The organism is Pseudomonas sp. PVC-3-1 (genome assembly GCF_057444315.1).
On the sequence record NZ_CM172023.1, the window covers coordinates 5,389,034 to 5,408,808 of the forward strand.

The 19,775-nt window shown below is 65.6% G+C and carries 18 protein-coding genes and 2 rRNA genes; 7 read left to right on the forward strand and 13 right to left on the reverse strand.

What is annotated here, in order from left to right; genetic code table 11:
- The first annotated feature begins 47 nt into the window (after positions 1-47).
- On the forward strand, positions 48-1,328 hold the full coding sequence (locus AC2T4A_RS24705) for a CynX/NimT family MFS transporter (RefSeq protein WP_486742031.1): 1,281 nt from the start codon (positions 48-50) through the stop codon (positions 1,326-1,328).
- Positions 1,329-1,520: 192 nt separating this feature from the next.
- On the opposite strand, the gene AC2T4A_RS24710 is transcribed toward AC2T4A_RS24705, so the two are convergent.
- The 11 genes from AC2T4A_RS24710 to AC2T4A_RS24760 form a co-directional block, all read right to left on the reverse strand.
- Positions 1,521-2,576: an AI-2E family transporter gene (locus AC2T4A_RS24710; RefSeq protein ID WP_416752635.1), complete on the reverse strand. Its 1,056-nt coding sequence runs from the start codon at positions 2,574-2,576 to the stop codon at positions 1,521-1,523.
- Between the two features lie 62 nt (positions 2,577-2,638).
- Positions 2,639-3,529 (reverse strand): DUF4892 domain-containing protein, encoded by an 891-nt coding sequence (locus AC2T4A_RS24715; RefSeq protein WP_416752637.1) that lies wholly within the window; start codon positions 3,527-3,529, stop codon positions 2,639-2,641.
- A gap of 83 nt (positions 3,530-3,612) precedes the next feature.
- Positions 3,613-4,473, reverse strand: coding sequence for an alpha/beta hydrolase (locus tag AC2T4A_RS24720; RefSeq protein ID WP_416752639.1), 861 nt, complete (start codon positions 4,471-4,473; stop codon positions 3,613-3,615).
- A 9-nt stretch (positions 4,474-4,482) separates the two neighbouring features.
- A complete protein-coding gene (locus AC2T4A_RS24725; protein ID WP_416752641.1) occupies positions 4,483-5,283 on the reverse strand; it encodes an alpha/beta fold hydrolase in 801 nt (266 codons plus the stop codon).
- 244 nt (positions 5,284-5,527) lie between these two features.
- Positions 5,528-6,175, reverse strand: a complete 648-nt coding sequence (locus tag AC2T4A_RS24730; RefSeq protein WP_416752642.1) for a LysE family translocator — start codon at positions 6,173-6,175, stop codon at positions 5,528-5,530.
- Positions 6,176-6,220: 45 nt separating this feature from the next.
- Positions 6,221-7,024, reverse strand: coding sequence for a helix-turn-helix domain-containing protein (locus AC2T4A_RS24735; RefSeq protein WP_478379029.1), 804 nt, complete (start codon positions 7,022-7,024; stop codon positions 6,221-6,223).
- Positions 7,025-7,160: 136 nt separating this feature from the next.
- The gene (locus tag AC2T4A_RS24740; protein ID WP_017517381.1) at positions 7,161-7,586 is read right to left on the reverse strand and encodes a hotdog fold thioesterase; all 426 of its coding nucleotides are present in this window, start codon (positions 7,584-7,586) and stop codon (positions 7,161-7,163) included.
- A 15-nt stretch (positions 7,587-7,601) separates the two neighbouring features.
- The gene (locus AC2T4A_RS24745) at positions 7,602-9,269 is read right to left on the reverse strand and encodes an AMP-binding protein (RefSeq protein ID WP_478379030.1); all 1,668 of its coding nucleotides are present in this window, start codon (positions 9,267-9,269) and stop codon (positions 7,602-7,604) included.
- A 377-nt stretch (positions 9,270-9,646) separates the two neighbouring features.
- Positions 9,647-10,111 (reverse strand): phosphohistidine phosphatase SixA, encoded by a 465-nt coding sequence (sixA, locus tag AC2T4A_RS24750; RefSeq protein WP_486742032.1) that lies wholly within the window; start codon positions 10,109-10,111, stop codon positions 9,647-9,649.
- Positions 10,108-10,464 carry a DUF4389 domain-containing protein gene (locus tag AC2T4A_RS24755; RefSeq protein ID WP_486742033.1) on the reverse strand — a complete coding sequence of 119 codons (357 nt, stop codon included), beginning with the start codon at positions 10,462-10,464 and terminating at the stop codon, positions 10,108-10,110. Before AC2T4A_RS24755 ends, sixA begins: the two co-directional genes overlap by 4 nt.
- A 13-nt stretch (positions 10,465-10,477) precedes the next feature.
- A complete protein-coding gene (locus tag AC2T4A_RS24760; protein ID WP_486742034.1) occupies positions 10,478-11,500 on the reverse strand; it encodes an NAD(P)H-dependent glycerol-3-phosphate dehydrogenase in 1,023 nt (340 codons plus the stop codon).
- A 182-nt stretch (positions 11,501-11,682) separates the two neighbouring features.
- Here AC2T4A_RS24760 and AC2T4A_RS24765 point away from each other — a divergent pair, with 182 nt between their 5' ends.
- From AC2T4A_RS24765 to AC2T4A_RS24790, 6 genes are all read left to right on the forward strand, one after another.
- Complete coding sequence (locus AC2T4A_RS24765) at positions 11,683-13,791, forward strand: TonB-dependent receptor plug domain-containing protein (protein ID WP_486742035.1); 2,109 nt, start codon at positions 11,683-11,685, stop codon at positions 13,789-13,791.
- A gap of 1 nt (position 13,792) precedes the next feature.
- Positions 13,793-14,713: an ABC transporter substrate-binding protein gene (locus AC2T4A_RS24770; protein WP_486742036.1), complete on the forward strand. Its 921-nt coding sequence runs from the start codon at positions 13,793-13,795 to the stop codon at positions 14,711-14,713.
- Positions 14,710-16,626: an ATP-binding protein gene (locus tag AC2T4A_RS24775; RefSeq protein ID WP_416752659.1), complete on the forward strand. Its 1,917-nt coding sequence runs from the start codon at positions 14,710-14,712 to the stop codon at positions 16,624-16,626. Before AC2T4A_RS24770 ends, AC2T4A_RS24775 begins: the two co-directional genes overlap by 4 nt.
- Before the next feature lie 231 nt (positions 16,627-16,857).
- Positions 16,858-17,373: a 3-hydroxyacyl-[acyl-carrier-protein] dehydratase FabA gene (gene fabA / locus AC2T4A_RS24780; protein ID WP_017517389.1), complete on the forward strand. Its 516-nt coding sequence runs from the start codon at positions 16,858-16,860 to the stop codon at positions 17,371-17,373.
- 10 nt (positions 17,374-17,383) lie between these two features.
- Positions 17,384-18,601: a beta-ketoacyl-ACP synthase I gene (gene fabB, locus AC2T4A_RS24785; RefSeq protein ID WP_138525223.1), complete on the forward strand. Its 1,218-nt coding sequence runs from the start codon at positions 17,384-17,386 to the stop codon at positions 18,599-18,601.
- A 119-nt stretch (positions 18,602-18,720) separates the two neighbouring features.
- The gene (locus AC2T4A_RS24790) at positions 18,721-19,179 is read left to right on the forward strand and encodes a GNAT family N-acetyltransferase (protein ID WP_478379036.1); all 459 of its coding nucleotides are present in this window, start codon (positions 18,721-18,723) and stop codon (positions 19,177-19,179) included.
- Positions 19,180-19,362: 183 nt separating this feature from the next.
- Here AC2T4A_RS24790 and rrf (AC2T4A_RS24795) read toward each other — a convergent pair.
- Both rrf (AC2T4A_RS24795) and rrf (AC2T4A_RS24800) read right to left on the reverse strand, forming a co-directional pair.
- Positions 19,363-19,478 (reverse strand): 5S ribosomal RNA (rrf, locus tag AC2T4A_RS24795).
- 105 nt (positions 19,479-19,583) lie between these two features.
- Positions 19,584-19,699: ribosomal RNA gene (gene rrf / locus AC2T4A_RS24800) — 5S ribosomal RNA — on the reverse strand.
- Between the last annotated feature and the right edge of the window lie 76 nt (positions 19,700-19,775).

Sequence of the window (19,775 nt, forward strand, 5' to 3'; positions counted from 1 at the left end):
ATTCTATCTACGAACGCTTTCTGCCTTGCTGCCCTGGAATGCCCACCATGTCCTTGCCCAATGACCCGAAAGACGCCGAGCACAAGGTGTCCTGCCCACCCGAAGAGCTGCTGATCGACGCCGAAGACGACAGCACTGCCAAGGCCGCCCCACCCCCGCAACGCACCTGGCTGTTGCTGCTGGGCCTGGTGCTGGTGGCGATCAACCTGCGTCCGGCGCTTTCCAGCCTGTCGCCGCTGCTCAACACCGTGCGTGACGGCACCGGTCTGTCCGCCGCCGCCGCCGGCCTGCTGACCACCTTGCCGGTGCTCTGCCTGGGCCTGTTCGCACCATTGGCGCCGATGCTGGCTCGGCGCCTGGGCGCCGAGCGCACCGTGCTGCTGATCCTCTTCACCCTGGCCGGCGGCATCGTCCTGCGCAGCCTGTTCCCGGTGGCCGGACTGTTTCTCGGCAGCCTGGTAGCCGGCGCCAGCATCGGCATCATCGGTGTACTGCTGCCGGGCATCGTCAAACGCGACTTCCCGCACATCGCCGGGACCATGACCGGCGTCTACACCATGGCCCTGTGCCTGGGCGCCGCCACCGCCGCCGGATCCACCGTGCCGCTGGCAGGGCTGATGGGCGATAGCTGGCAACTGGCGCTGGCGTTCTGGGCGATCCCCGCCATCGTCGCAGCAGTGATCTGGTTGCCGCAGACCCGCCAGAACCATCACGCCCATCGCCCGGTATACAAGGTAAAGGGCCTGTGGCGCGACCCGCTCGCCTGGCAGGTCACACTGTATATGGGCTTGCAGTCGTCGCTGGCCTACATCGTTTTCGGCTGGGTGCCGTCCATCCTCATCGACCGCGGCCTGAGCGCAGTGGAAGCCGGGCTGGTGCTTTCCGGCTCGGTAATGGTGCAGTTGTTCAGCGCCCTGGCGGCGCCCTGGCTGGCCACTCGTGGCAAGGACCAGCGCATTGCGGTGGTGATCGTCATGAGCCTGACCCTGGCTGGCCTGCTCGGCCTGCTGTTCGCCCCGCTGAGCGGAATCTGGGGCTGGGCCGTGGTCCTGGGCCTTGGCCAGGGCGGTACCTTCAGCATTGCGCTGGCGCTGATCGTGCTGCGCTCTCCGGACTCCCACGTCGCCTCCAACCTCTCCGGCATGGCCCAGGGCGTGGGCTACACCCTGGCGGCCTGCGGGCCGTTCCTGGTAGGCGTGGTGCACGACGCCACCGGCGGCTGGGCAGCAACCGGCGTGATCTTCGTGGTGGTGACGGTGGCGGGTATTGTCTTCGGCCTGGGCGCAGGGCGGGACAAGCTGGTGCAGGTGAAGAGCGAGCACGCCTGACGCCTGAAACCGCAGGGCGCATTACCCGTTCGGGATTGCGCCTTACCTGTAGGAGCGAGCTTGCTCGCGAACCCGCCCAGCACCTGAGCCGCCGGGCAACCCGTTCGCGAGCAAGCTCGCTCCTACAATGTGCGACGGCTAACGTGGCGCGGTGATCCTCACCACAGGGCCGTAGGGCGCATTCTGCATGCCTCAAACCACCGGCGGCGGCGGTGGCCGGTGTGAGCTATCGACCCAGGCGCTGATCAGGTTGTAGACCACCGCCAGCAGTACCGGCCCGAGGAACAGGCCGATGAAGCCGAAGCTGAGCAGCCCGCCGAGCACACCCAGCAGCACCACCACCAGCGGCAGGTTGCCGCCGCGGCTGATCAGGTAGGGCTTGAGGATGTTGTCCACGCCGCTGATCACGAAGAAGCCCCAGATCGCCATGAATACCGCGTAGCCGTAGCTCTCCTGGTAGAACAGCCAGATCACCGCCGGCCCCCAGATCAGCGGTGGCACCATCAACAGGCTGCAGACGAAGGTCAGCAGGCCCAGCACCAGCGGGCCCGGCACACCGGCAATGAGGAAGCCGATGGTCGCCAGCACCCCTTGCGCGGCGGCGGTGCCGATCACCCCGTTTACCACCCGTTGAACGGTGCCGGCGATGATGTCCATGTACTGCTGTGCGGTATCACCGATCAGGCGCTGCAACATGCCGTGGGCGAATGCCTGCAGACGCAGGCCGTCGCGGTAGAAGAAGAAGATCAGCACCAGGCTGAGCACCAGCTCGAAGATGCCAGCGCCCAGCTTGGCGCTGCGCGCCAGGGCCCAGTTGCCCACCTCGCCCATGTACGGTTTGAGCGCGGAGAACATCGCCACGCCCTGCTGGTCCGCCTGGTACCACCAGCCGATCAGCCGGTCGCCGACCAGCGGCACCCGTGCCATCCATTCCGGCGGCGGCGGCAACCCGGAGACCTGCAGGTTCTTCACCAGCTCCACGCCTTCGCGTACCCGGTCCACCAGGCCGAAGCCCAGCCACACCAGCGGCAGCGCCACCAGGACTATCCAGCAGAGGGTGAGCAAGCCGGCGGCCGCCGCTTGGCGTCCACCCAGCAACTGAGTGAGCAGGCGCATCAGCGGCCAACTGGCAAAGGCCAGCACGGCCGCCCAGACCAACGCCGACCAGAAGGGCAGCAACACCCAGATGCTGGCCGCGAGCAGGCCAAGCAACAGCAGGCGCAGCAACAGGCGATCGTTGTCGAACATTGGAAACCCCGATTGGCTCGAAAGCCCCAGTGTAGGGCGTTTCAGCCTTCAGCGTAGGGGAATCAGTGCAGCCAGGTCAGATGCAGGCCGTCGCCATCGTCCTTACCCTGCTCCAGACGCGCATCGCGCACGCCCTGTGCGGTGAGTGCGGCGCGCCAGTCGCCGGCGTGCTGGCCGGCAAGCTCCACGCGCACGCCGGTATCCAGGCGCAGTGTGCGCACCAGCAGGTCCAGCCAGGCGCCGCCCGGCTCCTGCGGCACGTGGCTCAGGGTCAGTTCGCCGTTGGCCTTGAGCAGGCGCATCAGGGTCGCCGGGCTGGGCAACAGTTCGCCAAGGGCAGCGCCGCTGTCCAGTTGTTCGGCATGCAGGTAGGCGCGTCGGTTGCCGCGGGTGATGGTGTAGACCGCCAGCAGGCTGTTCTCGTGGGGCGCGGCAAGGCGCACCAGCAGGTAAGCCTGCTGATCGTCCGGGCCGAACAGCTTGGAATTGCCGAACACCGAGTTGGCCAGCAGGTTGCTGGAACCGCAATCGCGGCTCTCGCACCAGAACAGCGGGGTGGCGTCGGCCTTGAGCAGGTCCTTGCGCGCGGCGGCGAAGGCGCTCTGGCTGGAGTCCTCGTCGGGCAGGCGGTAGGTCACGGCGGTCAGGTCGCCGATGGCGCGCACCTCCCCTTCCATCCGCAGGCGCCCGCTGATGCGGCTGATGGAGCCCTGGGGGTAGATACGTTCCTGGCTGGCGGCCTGGTTGAAGTCGACGATCTCCGAACGCGGGAAGCGCGGGAGTATCTCCAGGTCGTGGCTGTCAGGCAGATCGGCGGCGCCGGCAATGCTGGCGAAGCCGAGTAGCCCGCTGGCGATCAGCGTGCGGAGCAGCCGTGACATCCGGTGCGCGTCGGTCCTGACGAAGTGAGGGTTTTCCGGCCCCTGGCGCGCGGCGGTCTGGATGTCGAGCATGCACAATCTCCCTGAAGCGATCCGTGCAGCGTCGCGGCCGGCCCCGCTTTAGTCAAGCCGCAGGGCGCTACCGGGTGTTTCCCTCAGGCTTGCAGGAAGGGTCGGAAGATAGCGGCGACGGCATCGGCGCCCGCCTCATCATCCAGGTGCAAATGGTGCTGGCCGGGCAGCTCATGCACCTCGAAGGGCCGGTCTTTCAGCAGTTCGCGGGTGGCCGGCTCGACCAGCATCAGCCCTTGCTGCGCCAGCACCAGGCTGGTGGGGCACTGCACGGACTGGACGAATTGTCGCGCATGGGCACGGGTCAGGCGCAGCGGCGACGGCAGGGTCAGGCGCGCATCGGTGCGCCAGGTGTAGCCACCGGGGACCGGCACCAGACCACGGGAGGCCAGCAGTTCCGCCGCTTCACGGCTCACCGCGCCCACTCCCTTCATGCGTGCTTCCACAGCGCGATCGATGGCTTCGTACACCGGCTTGCGCTTGTTCGGCAGTGCCAGCTGCGCCCGCAGGGCTTCGCCGAGCTTCTGCGGCGACGTGTCCGGCTCGCCGGTATAGGGCACCAGACCGTCGATCAGCGCCAGCCGCTCGATGCGCTCAGGCATGGCCCCGGCCAGCAGCACCGAGACGATGGCGCCCATGGAATGCCCGAGCAGGGAGAAGCGCTCCCAGCCCATCTGGTCAGCCACCATCAGCACATCCAGCGCGTAGTCCCACAGCAGGTAGCTGGCGCCGGGTGCGCGGTGGCCAGAGTGGCCGTGGCCGGCGAAGTCCAGGGCGAGGATACGCACGCCTTCGAGCTTGGGCGCCAGGCGGGCGAAGCTCATGGCGTTGTCCAGCCAGCCGTGCAGGGCGATCACCGGGCGGCCATCCTCCGGGCCGAAGAGGTGCGCGGCCAGCTCGATGTGCGGCAGGTTCAGGCGGATTTCCTGGACTTTGGCGGTCATGGCGATTCCTTAGGCATTGGCGCGCTGTTGCCAGCGGGCGAAGACGGTCTTGAGCAGCGCGGCGGTGTCCTGCGGGCGCTCCAGCGGGAACATGTGCCCGCCCGGCAGCGACAGGCTCTCGCCCATGGGAATGCGGCCGATCAGGCGGGCGTGATGCGGCAGCACCACGCGGCTGTGGCGGCCACGCACCATGGTCAGCGGCACGGCAAGTTGTTTCGCGCGGCCGGGGCTGGTGTGCGGCACGTTTCGATAGATGGAAATCTCGGTAGCCGGGTCGAACTTCAACCGCAGGCCGCGCGCATCCGAGGGCGCCAGCCCGTGGCGCACATAGGCTTCCAGGCAGTCGCGGTCGAAGCGCTTGAACAGCGGCTTGCCGGCGAAGTATTCCAGCGCCTCGGCAAAATCGTCGAAGTCCTCGCGACGTCCGAGGGTCCGGCCGGCGGGTGTCAGCCGATCGATGAAGCCCAAGCGCTTGGCAACGCGGATCACCAATTGGTCGGCCAGCGTCAGCAGCGGCGAATCGAGCATCACCACGCCGCGGTACAGCTCGGGTTTGCGCAGCGCCGCATGGTAATGCAGCACGCCGCCGAGTGAATGGCCGACGCCCCACACGGGCTCGTCCAGCGCCTCGAGGTGATGCAACAGCTCTTCCACCAGGTTTTCCCAGTTGGCATTCACCGGGAAGCGCGGGTCATGGCCGTGCATGTCCAGCCGATGGACCCGGTAATCCGGCTCCAGGGCGTCGAACAACTTGCCGTAGGTCCCCGAGGGGAAACCGTTGGCGTGGGCGAAGAAGACCGCTTGCGACATGCTGGGGGAACTCAGGGGAATGACAGCCTGAATTTTCCGACAGCACCGGGGGCGCGGCAATGACCCACGCTCCCGCGAATGACGGCACTACGGCCAAACTCCATGGCGCTCCGGCGGATTTGCCCTGATCCCCCTTCTTGCGGCGCGACTTCGGCGGATAACCGCGAACGGTTATGCGCCCTACGGAAAACTCATCGTAGGACGCATAACGAGATACGCGCTATGCGTCGACAAGATGCGCTACTCAGACCCAATGCGTCGCGTGGTTCACCACGCTGAACAGAATGCCTCCCGCCACCAGCAGGAACACCAGTCCACAGGCGCCATCGATCACCGGCACGGCGCGCAGCAGGCGCTGCTGCCACATAGGCCGGGTGAGGATCACGCTGAGCAGGCTGAACCAGATGAACCCGGTGCCGAACAGCATTACCGCCACCGCGACCTTGCCGGGCGCCGACATGTCCGCCGGGATCAGGCTGGTCAGTAGCGCGAGAAAGAACACCAGCGCCTTGGGGTTGAACAGGTTGGTCGCCAGCCCGCGCAACCAGGGGCCAAGCGTCGAGTCCGGCAGCTCGCCGTCGATCCGCCCTGCTCCGCCCGGCTTGCGCAACGCACGAAGCGCGCCGACGCCGAGCCAGGCGAGGTAGGCCGCGCCCACCAGTTGCAGGGCGCTGAACAGCAGCGGTGAGCGGCTGAGCAGCAACGACACGCCAGTCAGCACCAAGGTGCCATGGACCAGGATGCCGCACGCCAGCCCCAGCGCGCTGAGCACGCCGGCGCGGCGGCCCTGGTGCAGCGAGGTGCGCACCACCAGCGCGACGTCCGGGCCGGGGCTGACCAGGGCGACCGCGAATACGGCAGTGAGCATGAGCAAGACGTGAACCTCCTGCATGGCGGGATTCTCCAGTGGGAATGGATCGGGATTTGTTGGGGTGGATCAGCGCTGGCGTAGTCGCGCGGGCGGCAATCCGTAGGTACGGCGGAACAGGCGGCTGAAGTGCGCCTGGTCATAGAAGCCCAGGCTCAGGGCGATCTCCGCCAGCGGCTGGCCCTTGATCACCCGTGGCAGCGCGCGCTCCAGGCGCAGCTGGGTCAGCCACTGGTGCGGTGGCAATCCACACTGGTGGTTGAAACGGCGCAGCACCTGCCAGGGACTGAGGCCGCAGAATTCGGCGATCTCCTCCAGGGTCGGCGGCGTCTCAAGGCGCGATTCCAGCCACTCGCGCAGGCGCGCCCAGGTCGGCGCATCGAAGCCCTGCCCCGGCTCGCGGATGCGCAGGCTGGAGGCGCGTTCCAGCAGTGCGGCCAGCGCTTGCCAGAGTTGGCCTTGCTGCGCCAGCCGCTCACCGCCCAGCATCAGGGCGTGGGCGCGTTGCAGTTCGGCTTGCAACAACGGATCGCGCAGTTGCGCGGCAGTCAGACGCGGCGCGCCCTGGCGGCCATCACTGAAGGCGCGGCAGGCATCGTCGAGCCATTGCGGGTCGATGGACAGCACACGGATGCGGTAGCCCTCCTCGCCCTCGCTGGAGCCGTCGTGGATGCTTTCGGGGCTCATCAGCAGGATGTCGCCGTTCCCGGCCAGCGAGCGCTCACCGCGATGGGTGTAGCGCTGGCAGCCGTCCAGCATCAGCCCGACGTGGTAGTCGAGATGAAAATGCCGGGGAAAGGCGAAACGGCGATACTCGGCGTCGATGAAGCGGACGCCGGGCAAACCGCTGCTGTGGTGTTCGATGCGTTCCATGGGCCTACTTTACCGGCGCGGGAACGGCGGGTCTTGGACAAAATTGCGAGAGGCTTTCTGTAGGAGCGAGCTTGCTCGCGAACAAAACTCCGCAGCGGAGCCGGTTCGCGAGCAAGCTCGCTCCTACGAAGAGCATTCAGCGCTCCAGCGGCACCACGGCCATGGTCAGCCGCGAGATGCAGCTTGGCTTGCCGTCATCCCCGTGCAGACGGATTTCCCAGACGTGGGTCGAGCGGCCGATGTGCACCGCCTTCGCCACTGCCGTCACCCGCCCACTGCGCAGGCCGCGCAGGTGGTTGGCGTTCACTTCCAGGCCAACGCAGTAGTACTTGGACGTATCCAGGCACAGGTAGCTGGCGGTGGAGCCGACGGTCTCCGCCAGCACCACTGAGGCGCCGCCGTGCAGCAGGCCATAGGGCTGGTGGGTCCGCGAATCCACCACCATGCTGGCGGTCAGCGAGTCGTCGTCGAACGCCTCGAAGCGGATATCGAGCACTTCACCAATGGTGTTCTTCAGGTTCGCGTTGAGCTTTTCCAGGTCGGGCGTGGTGCGCCAGGTCATTCGAAACTCCTTCTGTCATTCATGCCATTGCACCGCCTCGCGGCGCTCCGCCCATTCATTGAAGCGCTGACCGTAGGTCCCTTCCACCACGTTGCGCTTGATCTTCAGGGTCGGCGTGAGGAAGCCGTTGTCCACCGTCCAGACGTCCTTGACCAGCACCAGCCCGGCCAGCCGCTCGTGCTTGTCCAGCGCGTCGTTCACTTCCGCAAGCAACTCCTGGAGGCTCTGCTCCAGTTGGCTGCGCGAGCCGTTGGCGGCTTCCTGGCGGCCCACCTCGGAGAGTACGCAAAGGCCCAACGGGGCGATCAGGCCGTCGCCGACCACGCAGATCTGCTCGATCCGCGAATGCACGGCCAGGCGGTTCTCGATGGGCGCCGGCGCCACATACTTGCCCTTGGCGGTCTTGAAGATTTCCTTGATGCGCCCGGTCAGGCGCAGGTGACCTTCGGCGTCCTGCTCGCCCTTGTCGCCGGTGCGCAGGAAACCGTCCTCGGTAATGGTCTCGGCGGTACGCTCCGGGTCCTTGAAGTAACCGACCATGGTCGCGCCGCTGCGCACCTGCACTTCGCCTTCGTCGCTGATGCGCACTTCGACGCCGGGGCTGTTGCGGCCGATCCAGCCGGTCCGCTGCTCACCGGGGCGGCAGACGTGGGAATAACCGCAGTTCTCGGTCATGCCATAGACCTCAAGCACGTTCAGGCCCAGGCGCTGGTACCAGTCCAGCAGCGCCTCGGGCACCGGCGCGGCGCCGCACAGGGCATAGCGCACGGCATCCAGGCCCAGGCCGGCGAGCACCTTGCGCCCGACCATACGTCCAATGATCGGCAAGCGCAGCAGGCGGTCGAGCTTCTGCGCCGGCATCTGCGCGTAGACGCCCATCTGGAACTTGGTCCAGATGCGCGGCACGCCGAAGAACACCGTGGGCCGGGCACGGCGCATGTCGGCGACGAAGGTATCCAGGCTTTCGGCGAAGAAGATCGTCTGCCCGGCGTAGATCGACGCCATCTGCACGAACATGCGCTCGGCCACGTGGCATAGCGGCAAGTAGGACAGCAGGCGGTCTTCCTCGCCGACGCCGAACAGGTCGATGGCATGGCTGGCGGCGAAGGCGAAGTTGCCGAAGGTGTGCATCACGCCCTTGGGCGTACCGGTGGTGCCGGAGGTGTAGATGAGGGTCGCCAGGGTGGTGGCGTCCGGGCGCGGATCGTCAGTGATCGGCGCCAGTTGCTGCAGATCACTCCACGAATGGTCGAAGCGGCCCTCCGGGTGCAGCGGCAGTGCCACCGTGGGCACGCCCTCGGGAATGCCATCAACCATCGCCGGCCAATCGTCCAGCTTGCCGATGAAGGCCACCCGCGCTTCGGAGTGGGTCATCACCTGGCGCACGGAGTCGGCCGTGAGATTCGGGTACAGCGGCACCGAGACATGGCCGGCCATCCAGATGGCGATGTCGGCGACTATCCAGTGCGCGCAGTTCTTCGAAATGATCGCCACCCGGCTGCCCTCGGGCAGGTCCAGGCTACGCAGCCAGGCAGCGGCGCGGCGGGCCTGATCGCCCACTTCGCCCCAGGTCAGGGTCTGCACTTCGCCGCCGGTGAGCGGCTGCACCAGGTAGCGTTTGTTCGGGTGGCTCTTCTCGCGCTGATAGAACAGGTCGAGTGGTAATCGGACTGCTTTAACCACGTGCCCCTCCTTTGTTCTTTTTGTCAGAGGTGTAGCTCAGGGATATAGCGATGGATCAACCAAGCACTTGCTTGGTTGAATATTCCATGCAGCGCAGCGGCAGACAAGACTGGTCGTGTGAACTTTTGTAGGAATCAGCCGAAGGATTGGTTCCAGCCGCTCTGCGACGGGCACTGCGCAGAAACATCCGGGCACGAATTGGTCTGGGCCGAGGAAGAGCTCCCTCTCCATGCCCCTCTCCCGCAAGCGGGAGAGGTACCGTTCGGAACAGGATGAAACCTAGGAATCAGTGGGCACGGACGGCCCTCTCCCTTGAGGGAGAGGGCCGGGGAGCGGGGAAAGCGCCGGCACAAGTATCCGGAGGTTTTTCAGCGAGCTCAGGAATGCCGAGGATGGTAGAGCGACACCAGCTCCATCAGCCCCGCCACCGGCACCTCGCCTTCCAGTTCCGCCAGGGTGGCGGTGCTGAACGGCACGGCGTCGCTGCGGCTGCCATGCACCAGCAGGCCCGCCAGCGCCCCCACCAGTGGCTGGTGGGTGACCAGCAGCAGGTTCTGCTCGTTGCGGCCGTCGAGGAAGCGCAGCACGTCCTTGGGGTCATCGTCCGGGGTGAGCCAGGGCGCAGTACCGACGGAACCTTCGAAGCCCAGCGCCTCGCGGACCAGTTCAGCGGTTTCCTGGGCGCGCACATAGGGGCTGGCGAGAATGCCGTCCAACGGCTGGCCGGCAAGCTGGGCAGCACTCTTGAGCGCCTCCTTGATGCCATGGGCCGTCAGCCGGCGCTCGGAATCACGGCGGGCCTGGGGTTCGGCCTCGCCATGGCGCAGCAGCCAGAGCTTCAAAGCTTCGGCTCCTCGTCGCGCACCGGGTGCGGCGCCGGCGGCACGTCGTGCGGTGTCTCCCCTTCGGGGGAATGGGCGGTCGGCCAGTCGGAAAACGGCCAGGGCTTCTCTTCGGTCTGGAAGGTGCCGAAACGGCCGATCTGCGCGAAGTACTGGCTCAGGCTGTCGCCAAAGCCCATCAGGCTGCCGCTGGGCGCGCCGTAGATGATGCGGTAGACCAGTTGGATGATCACCACGGCACCGAGGATCATCTCGGCAACGAACCAGACCAGCGCGAAGACCAGCATCCAGACAACGCGCAGGACCAGGGATTCCTTCTCCAAACGGTCAGAGGGCTGACGTTCCGCAGACATGGTTGATACCTCCTCAGAAACCGGTGGTGGGAATGAAGTCGACGTCGGTTTTCGGCTCGCCGCTCATCAGCGCCCCGATGACCTGCTCCAGGGTGCGGCCGCCGAACAGGATGGCGTTGAGGCCGGCCACCAGCGGCATGTAGACCTGCAGCTCGTCGGCCTTGGCCTTGAGCACCTTGAGGGTGTTCACGCCTTCGGCGGTCTCGCCCATGCGCGCCACGGCGTCTTCCAGGGTCAGGCCCTCGCCCAGGGCGAAGCCCACCTGATAGTTACGGCTCTTGGGTGACGAACAGGTGACGATCAGGTCGCCCACGCCGGCCAGGCCGAGGAAGGTCATGGGGTTGGCGCCGAGCTGGACGGCGAAGCGGGTCATCTCCGCCAGGGCGCGGGTGATCAGCATGCCCTTGGTGTTCTCGCCCATACCCAGCGCGGCGGCCATGCCGGCAATGATCGCGTAGACGTTCTTCAGCGCGCCGCCCAGCTCGACGCCGAAGCGGTCGCCACTGGCGTAGACACGGAAGGTGCGGCCATGCAGGGCCTTCTGCACCTGGGCGCAGAGGTCTTCGTCCTCGCTGGCGACTACCGTGGCGGTCAGCTCGTGCTCGGCGATCTCGCGCGCCAGGTTCGGGCCGGAGATCACCGCGATACGCGATTTCGGTGCAATCTCTTCGAGCACCTGGCTCATCAGCTTGAAGGTCTGCGCTTCGATACCCTTGGTCAGGCTGACCAGCATCTTGCCCGCCAGTTCTTCGCTACGGCCTTCGAGCACCTTGCGCAGGGCGCTGGAGGGCACCGCGACGAAGATCATCTCGCACTCGGCCAGGGTGGCGGCAAGGTCCGAGGTCGGCTCCACGCCGTCGTGGATGCGCACGCCCTTGAGGTAGTTGGGATTCTCGCGGCGGGTGCGGATCGCCTCGGCCTGTTCCTCGTCGCGCATCCACTGGCGAACGCGCTGTCCGTTTTCTGCCAGCAGGTTGGCGAAGGCGGTGCCGAAACTGCCACCACCGAGGACGGCGATCGGTTGCTGCTGTGTCATGTCTGTTCCATTGGTGGCCGCCTGGGGGCGGCGATTGGGGCATTATAAGGCCGCATCGGCGACCGGCCAGTCCGGATCGCGGGAGTGGCAATCAGCGCTGCCTCGTTTAACATCCATCTAACAGAAAACAGCCACATCCAGACGTCGACACATCTGATAAAAACCGAGAACAAGGTCGTTCCGTGCATCGTCCCCCCCGCGTCCCTTTGCCGCTGTCCCTGCTTGCCGCGCTGCTGGCGGGCAAGGCTGCGGCGGGCGACCTGTTCGTGGACAGCCTCGACGTCCCTGAAGTTCTGACCGCAACGCGGCTCAAACAGTCCCCGGCTGAGGTCCCCGGCAGCATGACGGTGCTGGACCGCGACCTGATCAAGGCCTCCGGCGCACGCGACATTCCCGAACTGATGCGCCTGGTGCCGGGCATGATGGTCGGCTACCTGTCCGGCAACCAGGCAACGGTGAACTACCACGGCACCAACGTCACCGAGGCGCGGCGCCTGCAGGTGCTGGTGGACGGCCGCTCGGTGTACCGCCCCGGCCTGGCCACGGTGGATTGGAGCGACATCCCGGTAGCCATCGAGGACATCGACCGCATCGAGGTCTTCCGCGGCCCCAACGCGGTGAGCTATGGCGCCAACGCGCTGATGGGCGTGATCAACATCCTCACTCGCCACCCCGCCGACAGCCAGGGTACGCGTCTGAAATACACCGCCGGCCAGAATGGGGTCCGTGACTGGTACGCCAGCCAGGGCATCCATGACCGCTCCGGCGATTACCGGCTGTCTCTTTCCGGCCAGGAAGACGACGGCTTCGATCACGACCAGTTCGGCCGCGACTACCGCGACGGCCGCCGCCTGAGCCGCTTCAACCTGGTGGCCAACCACAGCCTCGACCTGCGCAACAGCCTGGATTGGCAACTCGCGGCCAAGGAAGGGAGCAACCAGCGGCCCTACGACTACGAGCCGATCTTCGGCAAGATTCCCGACGGCGACGACAATTCCGACCTGACCGCCCGCGATTACGCCGGCTCCCTGCGCTGGACCTTCGACGTCAACCCCGAGCACAGCTTCTACGTGCAGGGTTACGCCGAGCACTGGGAGCGCCTGCAGGATTTCGACGCGTGCGAGGCGCAAATCGCCTTCAGCCCACAGCTCGCGCAATTGTGGGACCTGGACCCGAAGTACGTGCAGAACTTCGCCGACACGCTGCCGCGCATTCCCCGTGGCACTGCGCAGGAGCAGGCGCTGGCCAAGCAGGTCGTCCAACAGCTGGCGGCCGGGGCCTATCTGCCGGTGTGCGGGCAGGTCAACCAGAACATCCGCGAGACCCGCTACGACCTCGAAATCCAGGACACCCTGAGCCTCGCCGACGGCGTGCGCCTGGTCAGTGGCCTGAGCTACCGCCACGACCAGGCCACCTCGGAAACCTACTTCGACGGCACGGTGAACAACGACATCTGGCGCTTGTTCGGCCAACTGGAGTGGCACCTGGCACCGCACTGGCTGCTGCAGGGCGGCGCGATGGTGGAAGACGACCAGCTCTCCGGCAGCTCGGTCAGCCCGCGCATCGCCCTCAACTACCTGATCACCCCACGCCACAGCCTGCGCGCCGTGTATTCCGAGGCGGTGCGCTCGCCGGACATGTACGAGAACGACGTCAACTGGAGCTACCGGGTGCGCAATCTCTCGGCGCCGGTCTATGGCCAGTCCAGCGCCTACTACTTCGCCCGCGCCCACGGCCCCGGCGACCTCGACCAGGAGCGCATGCGCTCGCGGGAAATCGGCTACAACGGCCAGTTCGACGAACTCGGGCTCGCTGTCGACATCAAAGCCTACTACGACGAAATCCATGGGCTGATCAGCGATCCCTTGAAGGTCTCCGACTTCGCACCGACCAACGACAACGACATTCGCTTCAGCGGCACCGAAACCCAGTTGGACTGGCGCCTGTCGCGGCAGGACCGCGTGCGCCTGACCTATGCCTACGTCGACTACGACGCCAGCAGCCGCTACGACCAGCGCCTCACCGCCCGCAACAGCGGCTCGGCCGGCTGGATGCGCGACTGGGGGCGTGGCTGGTCGAGTTCGGTCTTCTGCTATGGCGACGACGCGCTGAACGAGCACCGCTTCAAGCGCGTCGACCTGCGCGTAGCCAAACGCATTCCCCTCGGCCGCGCCGCGCTGGAACTGGCCGGCGTGCTGCAGCAACGTCTGGACGACGAGCCGCTGACCTGGCCGGAAAACCGCTACGACAGCCGCCACCTGCTCTACTTCAGCGCCGAGGTGGACTTCTAGCATGTCTGCCCGCCGCTCATGGACGAGCCCCGGAACCCTACTCCCCGCCCTGTTTCTCTGGCTGGCCTGCCTGTTCTCGCTGCCGGCCCAGGCGCGCGACATCCTGCTGGTCAGCACCGAACAGAGTCCTGCACTGCAGGAGTTCGCCGACGCCCTGGCGCAACGTCGCCCGCACGACCAGGTGCGGCTGGAATCCCCCGAGAACCTGCCGTCCGCCGCCAAACTGGATGGTGAAACCCGCCTCCTGCTGCTCGGCAGCGGCGCGCTGAACTGGCGCCTGGCCAGCCACGACGGGCCGCCGGCGCTGACCCTGCTGGTCAGCCGCGTCGAAGCTCGCCAGGTGCTCGGCGAACGTGACGTCCCACACCTCAGCCTGCTGTGGAGCGACCCGCCGCCGGTCCGTCAGCTACAACTGGCCCTGCAACTCAGTCCACGCCCGCAGCGCATCGGCGTGCTGATCGGACCCACCAGCGAATTCCTGCTGGGGGAGCTTCAGCGTGCCGCCGAACAGCTCGGCGTGGAACTGGTCAGCGAGCTGCAGACCCGCGCCGAAGACAGCCGCCCGCTACGAGAACTGCTCGGTCGCAGTGACCTATTGCTCGGGCTGGACGACAAACAGCTTTATAACGCGCAGACCATCAAGGGCATCCTCCTCAGCGCCTATGCCGAGAACCGGGCGCTGATCGGCCCAACCGCCGCCTTCGTCAAGGCCGGCAGCCTGGCCAGCACCTACAGCGACCAGAGCGACTGGCTGGAGACCCTCGACACCCTGCTCGACGAGCCGGCGGAGCAGTGGCCCCGCAGCCTCTACCCCGAACACTTCAAGGTGCAGAGCAACCGCCAGGTGGCGCGCTCGCTCGGTATCGACCTGTCAGGCGACGCGGAACTCGCGCGGCGCCTGGCCGAAGGAGAGAAACCATGAGTTCCCGCAAGAGCTGGAACATCCAGACGCGCATGCTGGCCATCAGCCTTGGCCCGGCGCTGCTGCTGACCGTACTGCTGACCGGCTACTTCACCTATTCGCGTCTGCAGGACCTGCGCCTGGAGTCCAACCACACCGGCCAACTGATCGCCAATCAGCTCGCCCCGGCAGCGGAATACGGGGTGATTTCCGGCAATCTGCCGGTGCTGCAGAGCCTGCTGCGAGCGACCCTGAGCACCGCCCATGTGCGCTTCATCGAAGTTCGCGACCGCGGCGACAACATCCTTGTCTACGTCGAACACGCCGCCGATCCCGCGCAGGCGAGCACCAAGGTGGAAATCTTCCATGCCTCGATCCAGCGCGAGAACATCGCCCTCAACGGCAGCGATCTGGCCAGCTCCAACGACATGCTGCCGGCCGCGGCGCCGCCCAGCGGGGATTACCTCGGCCGCGTGGTGGTCGGCATGGCCAGTGACGCCTTCAGCGAGCGGCAGCAGGAAATTCTCCTCAAGGCCAGCCTGCTCGCGCTGTTTGCGCTGATTCTCACCTACCTCCTCGCCCGTCGCCTCGCGCGCCGCCTGGCCGCCCCGATTCGCACCATGGGCCGTGCCGTCCAGGCGATCCAGACCGGCGATTACCACACCACCCTGCCGGTGCCGGATGACGGCGAAGTCGGCGACCTCGCCCGGCACATCAACAACCTCGCCCGCGGCCTGCAGCAGGCCAGCCTGCAACAGGAGCGCAGCATCGCCCAACTGGTGGCGGCGCGAGAGGAAGCCGAAGAGGCCAACCGCGCCAAGTCCGACTTCCTGGCGATGATGAGCCACGAGCTACGCACCCCGATGAACGGCGTACTGGGCATGCTCCAACTGCTGGAGACCACCGAGCTGAACCAGGAGCAGGCCGAGTACAGCGCACTGGCCACCGAGTCGACCGAACATCTGCTCAAGGTGATCAATGACATCCTCGACTTCTCCCGCGTCGAGCGCGGCGCCCTGGAGCTGGAGCGCATCCCGTTCAACCTGCTCGAGCTGATCCAGAGCTCCATCCAGGTCTTCCAGCACAGCGCTCAGCAGCGCGGCCTGGAACTGGAAATGAACGTGCAGGACGGCCTCGACAACCTCGAGGTGCAGGGCGACCCGACGCGCATCCGGCAGATCCTGGTCAACCTGCTGGGCAACGCCCTGAAGTTCACAGAGGAAGGCGGCGTGCGCCTGGAAGCCACCTGGCAGGCACTGGATGACGAAGTGCTATGGCTCAGTTGCTCGGTGCAGGACAGCGGCATCGGCATCTCCCGCGAGCGCCTGGAGCACATGTTCGAGGCCTTCCAGCAGGCCGACTCATCCACCTCTCGGCGCTACGGCGGTACCGGGCTGGGGTTGTCCATCGCGCGCACCCTGGCCGAACGGATGGGCGGCACGTTGGGCGCAGTCAGCGAGGAAGGTTGCGGCTCGACCTTCACCCTGGAGATTCCCCTGCCCTTCCGGGAGCGTCAGAGTGCCGCAGAAGACGGGGCAAACGGCGGCGACACGCTTGCCACTGGTCAGCCCGTGCTGCTGGTGGAGGACAACCCGGTGAATCAAACGGTCATAGAAGCTATGTTGCGCAGCCTGGGTTATCGCGTCACGCTGGTGGGCGATGGTGCCCAGGCCGTGCGTACCTCGGAGCGCGGCGAGTTCGCGGCGATCCTGATGGATTGCCGCCTGCCGGTGCTCAACGGCTACGAAGCCACCCGGCAGATCCGTGCGAAACCGGGCGGCGAACAGGTACCGATCATCGCCCTGACCGCCAACGCGCTGCAGGGTGACCGCGAGGCTTGTCTGGAGGCGGGAATGAACGACTATCTCGCCAAGCCGTTCAAACGTGCGGAGCTGCAGCGGATTCTGCAGCGCTGGGTTGCTCCAGGTCGTTGATCGGCGGAGCACTTGCCCGCAAACTGCGGACCGGCCCGAGGCCTGCGTCCCGACAGGGAAACCTGGCATCGGCGAAAAGTGAACAAGCGTTCGCCGATTGCTGTGACTTTCACTTAAAGGCAATAGTCTATGACTAGGCTGCCGCATGACACCGTGACAACAACAACGGAACGCGGCGCCGCAGGCACAAGCCAAACAACGCCTGCTATCCAGGATTTTTGAGGAGCTCGCATGACCAAACAAAACGCCTTCACCCGAGAAGACCTGCTGCGCTGCAGCCGCGGCGAGCTCTTCGGCCCGGGTAATGCGCAACTGCCCGCCCCGAACATGCTGATGATCGACCGCATCACCCACATCAGTGATGTCGGCGGCAAGTACGGCAAGGGCGAACTGGTCGCCGAGCTGGATATCAACCCGGACCTGTGGTTCTTCGCCTGCCACTTCGAAGGCGACCCCGTCATGCCGGGCTGCCTGGGCCTCGACGCCATGTGGCAGCTGGTAGGCTTCCACCTCGGCTGGCAGGGCAACCCCGGCCGCGGCCGAGCCCTGGGCTCGGGCGAAGTGAAGTTCTTCGGCCAGGTCCTGCCGACCGCCAAGAAAGTCACCTACAACATTCACATCAAGCGTACGATCAATCGTTCGCTGATCCTGGCCATCGCCGACGGCACCGTCAGCGTCGATGGCCGCGAAATCTACAGCGCCGAAGGCCTCCGCGTCGGCCTGTTCACTTCCACTGACAGCTTCTAAGGGTATCCGCATGCGTCGCGTCGTGATCACCGGTCTGGGCATCGTTTCCTGCCTGGGCAATGACAAAGACACCGTCTCCGCCAACCTGCGTGCAGGCCGTGCTGGCATCCGCCACAACCCCAGCTACGCCGAGATGGGCCTGCGCAGCCACGTGTCCGGTTCGGTCAACCTGAATCTGGAAGAGCTGATCGACCGCAAGGTCTTCCGCTTCATGGGCGACGCCGCCGCTTATGCCTACCTGGCAATGGAACAGGCGATCAAGGACTCCGGCCTCACCCCCGAGCAGATCTCCAACCCGCGCACCGGCCTGATCGCGGGCTCCGGCGGCGCTTCCACCCTGAATCAGATGGAAGCTATCGACACCCTGCGCGAAAAGGGCGTCAAGCGCATCGGCCCATACCGCGTGACCCGCACCATGGGCAGCACCGTTTCCGCGTGCCTGGCCACTCCCTTCCAGATCAAGGGCGTGAACTACTCCATCTCCTCGGCCTGCGCCACCAGCGCGCATTGCATCGGCCAGGCCATGGAACAGATCCAGTTGGGCAAGCAGGACGTCGTCTTCGCTGGCGGCGGCGAGGAAGAACACTGGAGCCAGAGCTGCCTGTTCGACGCCATGGGCGCTCTCTCCACCCAGTACAACGACACCCCGGAAAAGGCCTCCCGCGCCTATGACGCCAAGCGTGATGGTTTCGTCATCGCCGGCGGTGGCGGCATGGTCGTGGTCGAAGAGCTGGAACACGCCCTCAAGCGTGGCGCCAAGATCTACGCCGAAATCGTTGGCTACGGTGCCACCTCCGATGGCTATGACATGGTCGCCCCGAGCGGCGAAGGCGCCATCCGCTGCATGCAGCAGGCCCTGGCCACCGTCGACACCCCGATCGACTACCTGAACACCCACGGCACCTCCACACCGGTCGGCGATGTCGCTGAAATCCGTGGCGTACGTGCAGTGTTCGGCGACAAGGCTCCGGCCATCAGCTCCACCAAGAGCCTGTCCGGCCACTCCCTGGGCGCCGCTGGCGTTCACGAAGCGATCTACTGCCTGCTGATGATGGAAGGCAACTTCATCGCCGGTTCGGCCAACATCGACGAACTGGACCCGGAAGTCGCCGACCTACCGATCCTGCGCGAGACTCGCGAGAACGCGAAGATCGACACCGTCATGAGCAACAGCTTCGGCTTCGGCGGCACCAACGCCACCCTGGTCCTGAAACGCCACAACGGCTGATCGGTGATCCAAACAAGAAAGGCGCCCCCAGGGCGCCTTTTTTGTTGCCTGCGATTCCGCTCTACCCTTGCGCTACCGATCACGTCACGATGAGCAGGCTGATAACAGGGAGTGCATCGATGGGATTGACGATCAGACAAGCGTGCAGCGACGACGCCAAGGCCATCAGCCGGGTGATCGTAGAAGCTGTCAGGGAGAGCAACGGCCAGGATTACCCGGCGAGTGTCATCGAGTCAGTGCTGGCGCACTTCACGCCGGGACGGGTGATAGAGTTGCTGGAGCAACGCCTGGTCTTCGTCGCCATGCTGGACGGCGAGATCGTGGGCACTGGCGCCCTGGACGGCAATGCCGTGCGCAGCCTCTTCATAGCCCCTCCGCAGCAACGCAAAGGAATCGGGCAGGCCCTGATGAGCCGAATCGAGAAAGCCGCCCTGGAGCGCAGCATAGAGACCCTACTGGTCCCCTCTTCCATCACTGCTGAGAGCTTCTACGCTGGCATAGGCTACCGCGTGCTGCGCGAACAGCTTCACGGCGAAGAGCGCACCCTCATCATGACCAAGCCCCTCACCCCCTTGTAGGAGCAAGCTTGCTCGCGAACTGCCTCACACAGTGTTTGCCCGCCCCCCGTAGGAGCGGACCTTGTCCGCGAAGGTCAAACCAAACTGAACCCCGCCGGCCCCAGCCAGAATCCACTCTTTACTCCCGCCCATAAAACAAAACCCCCGACCAGCTTTCACTGATCAGGGGCTTTGGAATTAGAAGCTTGACGATGACCTACTCTCACATGGAGAAACTCCACACTACCATCGGCGATGCATCGTTTCACTACTGAGTTCGGGATGGGATCAGGTGGTTCCAATGCTCTATGGTCGTCAAGCAATTCGGTTGGATGCTCGCCTTGGCGCTCATCCGAATTCGGGTTGCTTACACTAATAAGCAAAACCCCCGGCCAGCGATGCTGACCAGGGGTCTTGGGATAGGAGCTTGACGATGACCTACTCTCACATGGAGAAACTCCACACTACCATCGGCGATGCGTCGTTTCACTACTGAGTTCGGGATGGGATCAGGTGGTTCCAACGCTCTATGGTCGTCAAGCAATTCTTTATGGATGCTCGTGGCAGGTGCACACGCTCATCCAGATTCGGGTATGTGACAGGTAATTTGCGGTTCA

Excerpts from the sequence above, each read along its gene's own strand:
- AC2T4A_RS24705 (WP_486742031.1), top strand. The coding sequence starts at position 48 with ATGTCCTTGCCCAATGACCCGAAAGACGCCGAGCACAAGGTGTCCTGC.
- AC2T4A_RS24710 (WP_416752635.1), bottom strand. The coding sequence starts at position 2,576 with ATGTTCGACAACGATCGCCTGTTGCTGCGCCTGCTGTTGCTTGGCCTG.
- AC2T4A_RS24715 (WP_416752637.1), bottom strand. The coding sequence starts at position 3,529 with ATGCTCGACATCCAGACCGCCGCGCGCCAGGGGCCGGAAAACCCTCAC.
- AC2T4A_RS24720 (WP_416752639.1), bottom strand. The coding sequence starts at position 4,473 with ATGACCGCCAAAGTCCAGGAAATCCGCCTGAACCTGCCGCACATCGAG.
- AC2T4A_RS24725 (WP_416752641.1), bottom strand. The coding sequence starts at position 5,283 with ATGTCGCAAGCGGTCTTCTTCGCCCACGCCAACGGTTTCCCCTCGGGG.
- AC2T4A_RS24730 (WP_416752642.1), bottom strand. The coding sequence starts at position 6,175 with ATGCAGGAGGTTCACGTCTTGCTCATGCTCACTGCCGTATTCGCGGTC.
- AC2T4A_RS24735 (WP_478379029.1), bottom strand. The coding sequence starts at position 7,024 with ATGGAACGCATCGAACACCACAGCAGCGGTTTGCCCGGCGTCCGCTTC.
- AC2T4A_RS24740 (WP_017517381.1), bottom strand. The coding sequence starts at position 7,586 with ATGACCTGGCGCACCACGCCCGACCTGGAAAAGCTCAACGCGAACCTG.
- AC2T4A_RS24755 (WP_486742033.1), bottom strand. The coding sequence starts at position 10,464 with ATGTCTGCGGAACGTCAGCCCTCTGACCGTTTGGAGAAGGAATCCCTG.
- AC2T4A_RS24760 (WP_486742034.1), bottom strand. The coding sequence starts at position 11,500 with ATGACACAGCAGCAACCGATCGCCGTCCTCGGTGGTGGCAGTTTCGGC.
- AC2T4A_RS24770 (WP_486742036.1), top strand. The coding sequence starts at position 13,793 with ATGTCTGCCCGCCGCTCATGGACGAGCCCCGGAACCCTACTCCCCGCC.
- AC2T4A_RS24775 (WP_416752659.1), top strand. The coding sequence starts at position 14,710 with ATGAGTTCCCGCAAGAGCTGGAACATCCAGACGCGCATGCTGGCCATC.
- fabA (WP_017517389.1), top strand. The coding sequence starts at position 16,858 with ATGACCAAACAAAACGCCTTCACCCGAGAAGACCTGCTGCGCTGCAGC.
- fabB (WP_138525223.1), top strand. The coding sequence starts at position 17,384 with ATGCGTCGCGTCGTGATCACCGGTCTGGGCATCGTTTCCTGCCTGGGC.
- AC2T4A_RS24790 (WP_478379036.1), top strand. The coding sequence starts at position 18,721 with ATGGGATTGACGATCAGACAAGCGTGCAGCGACGACGCCAAGGCCATC.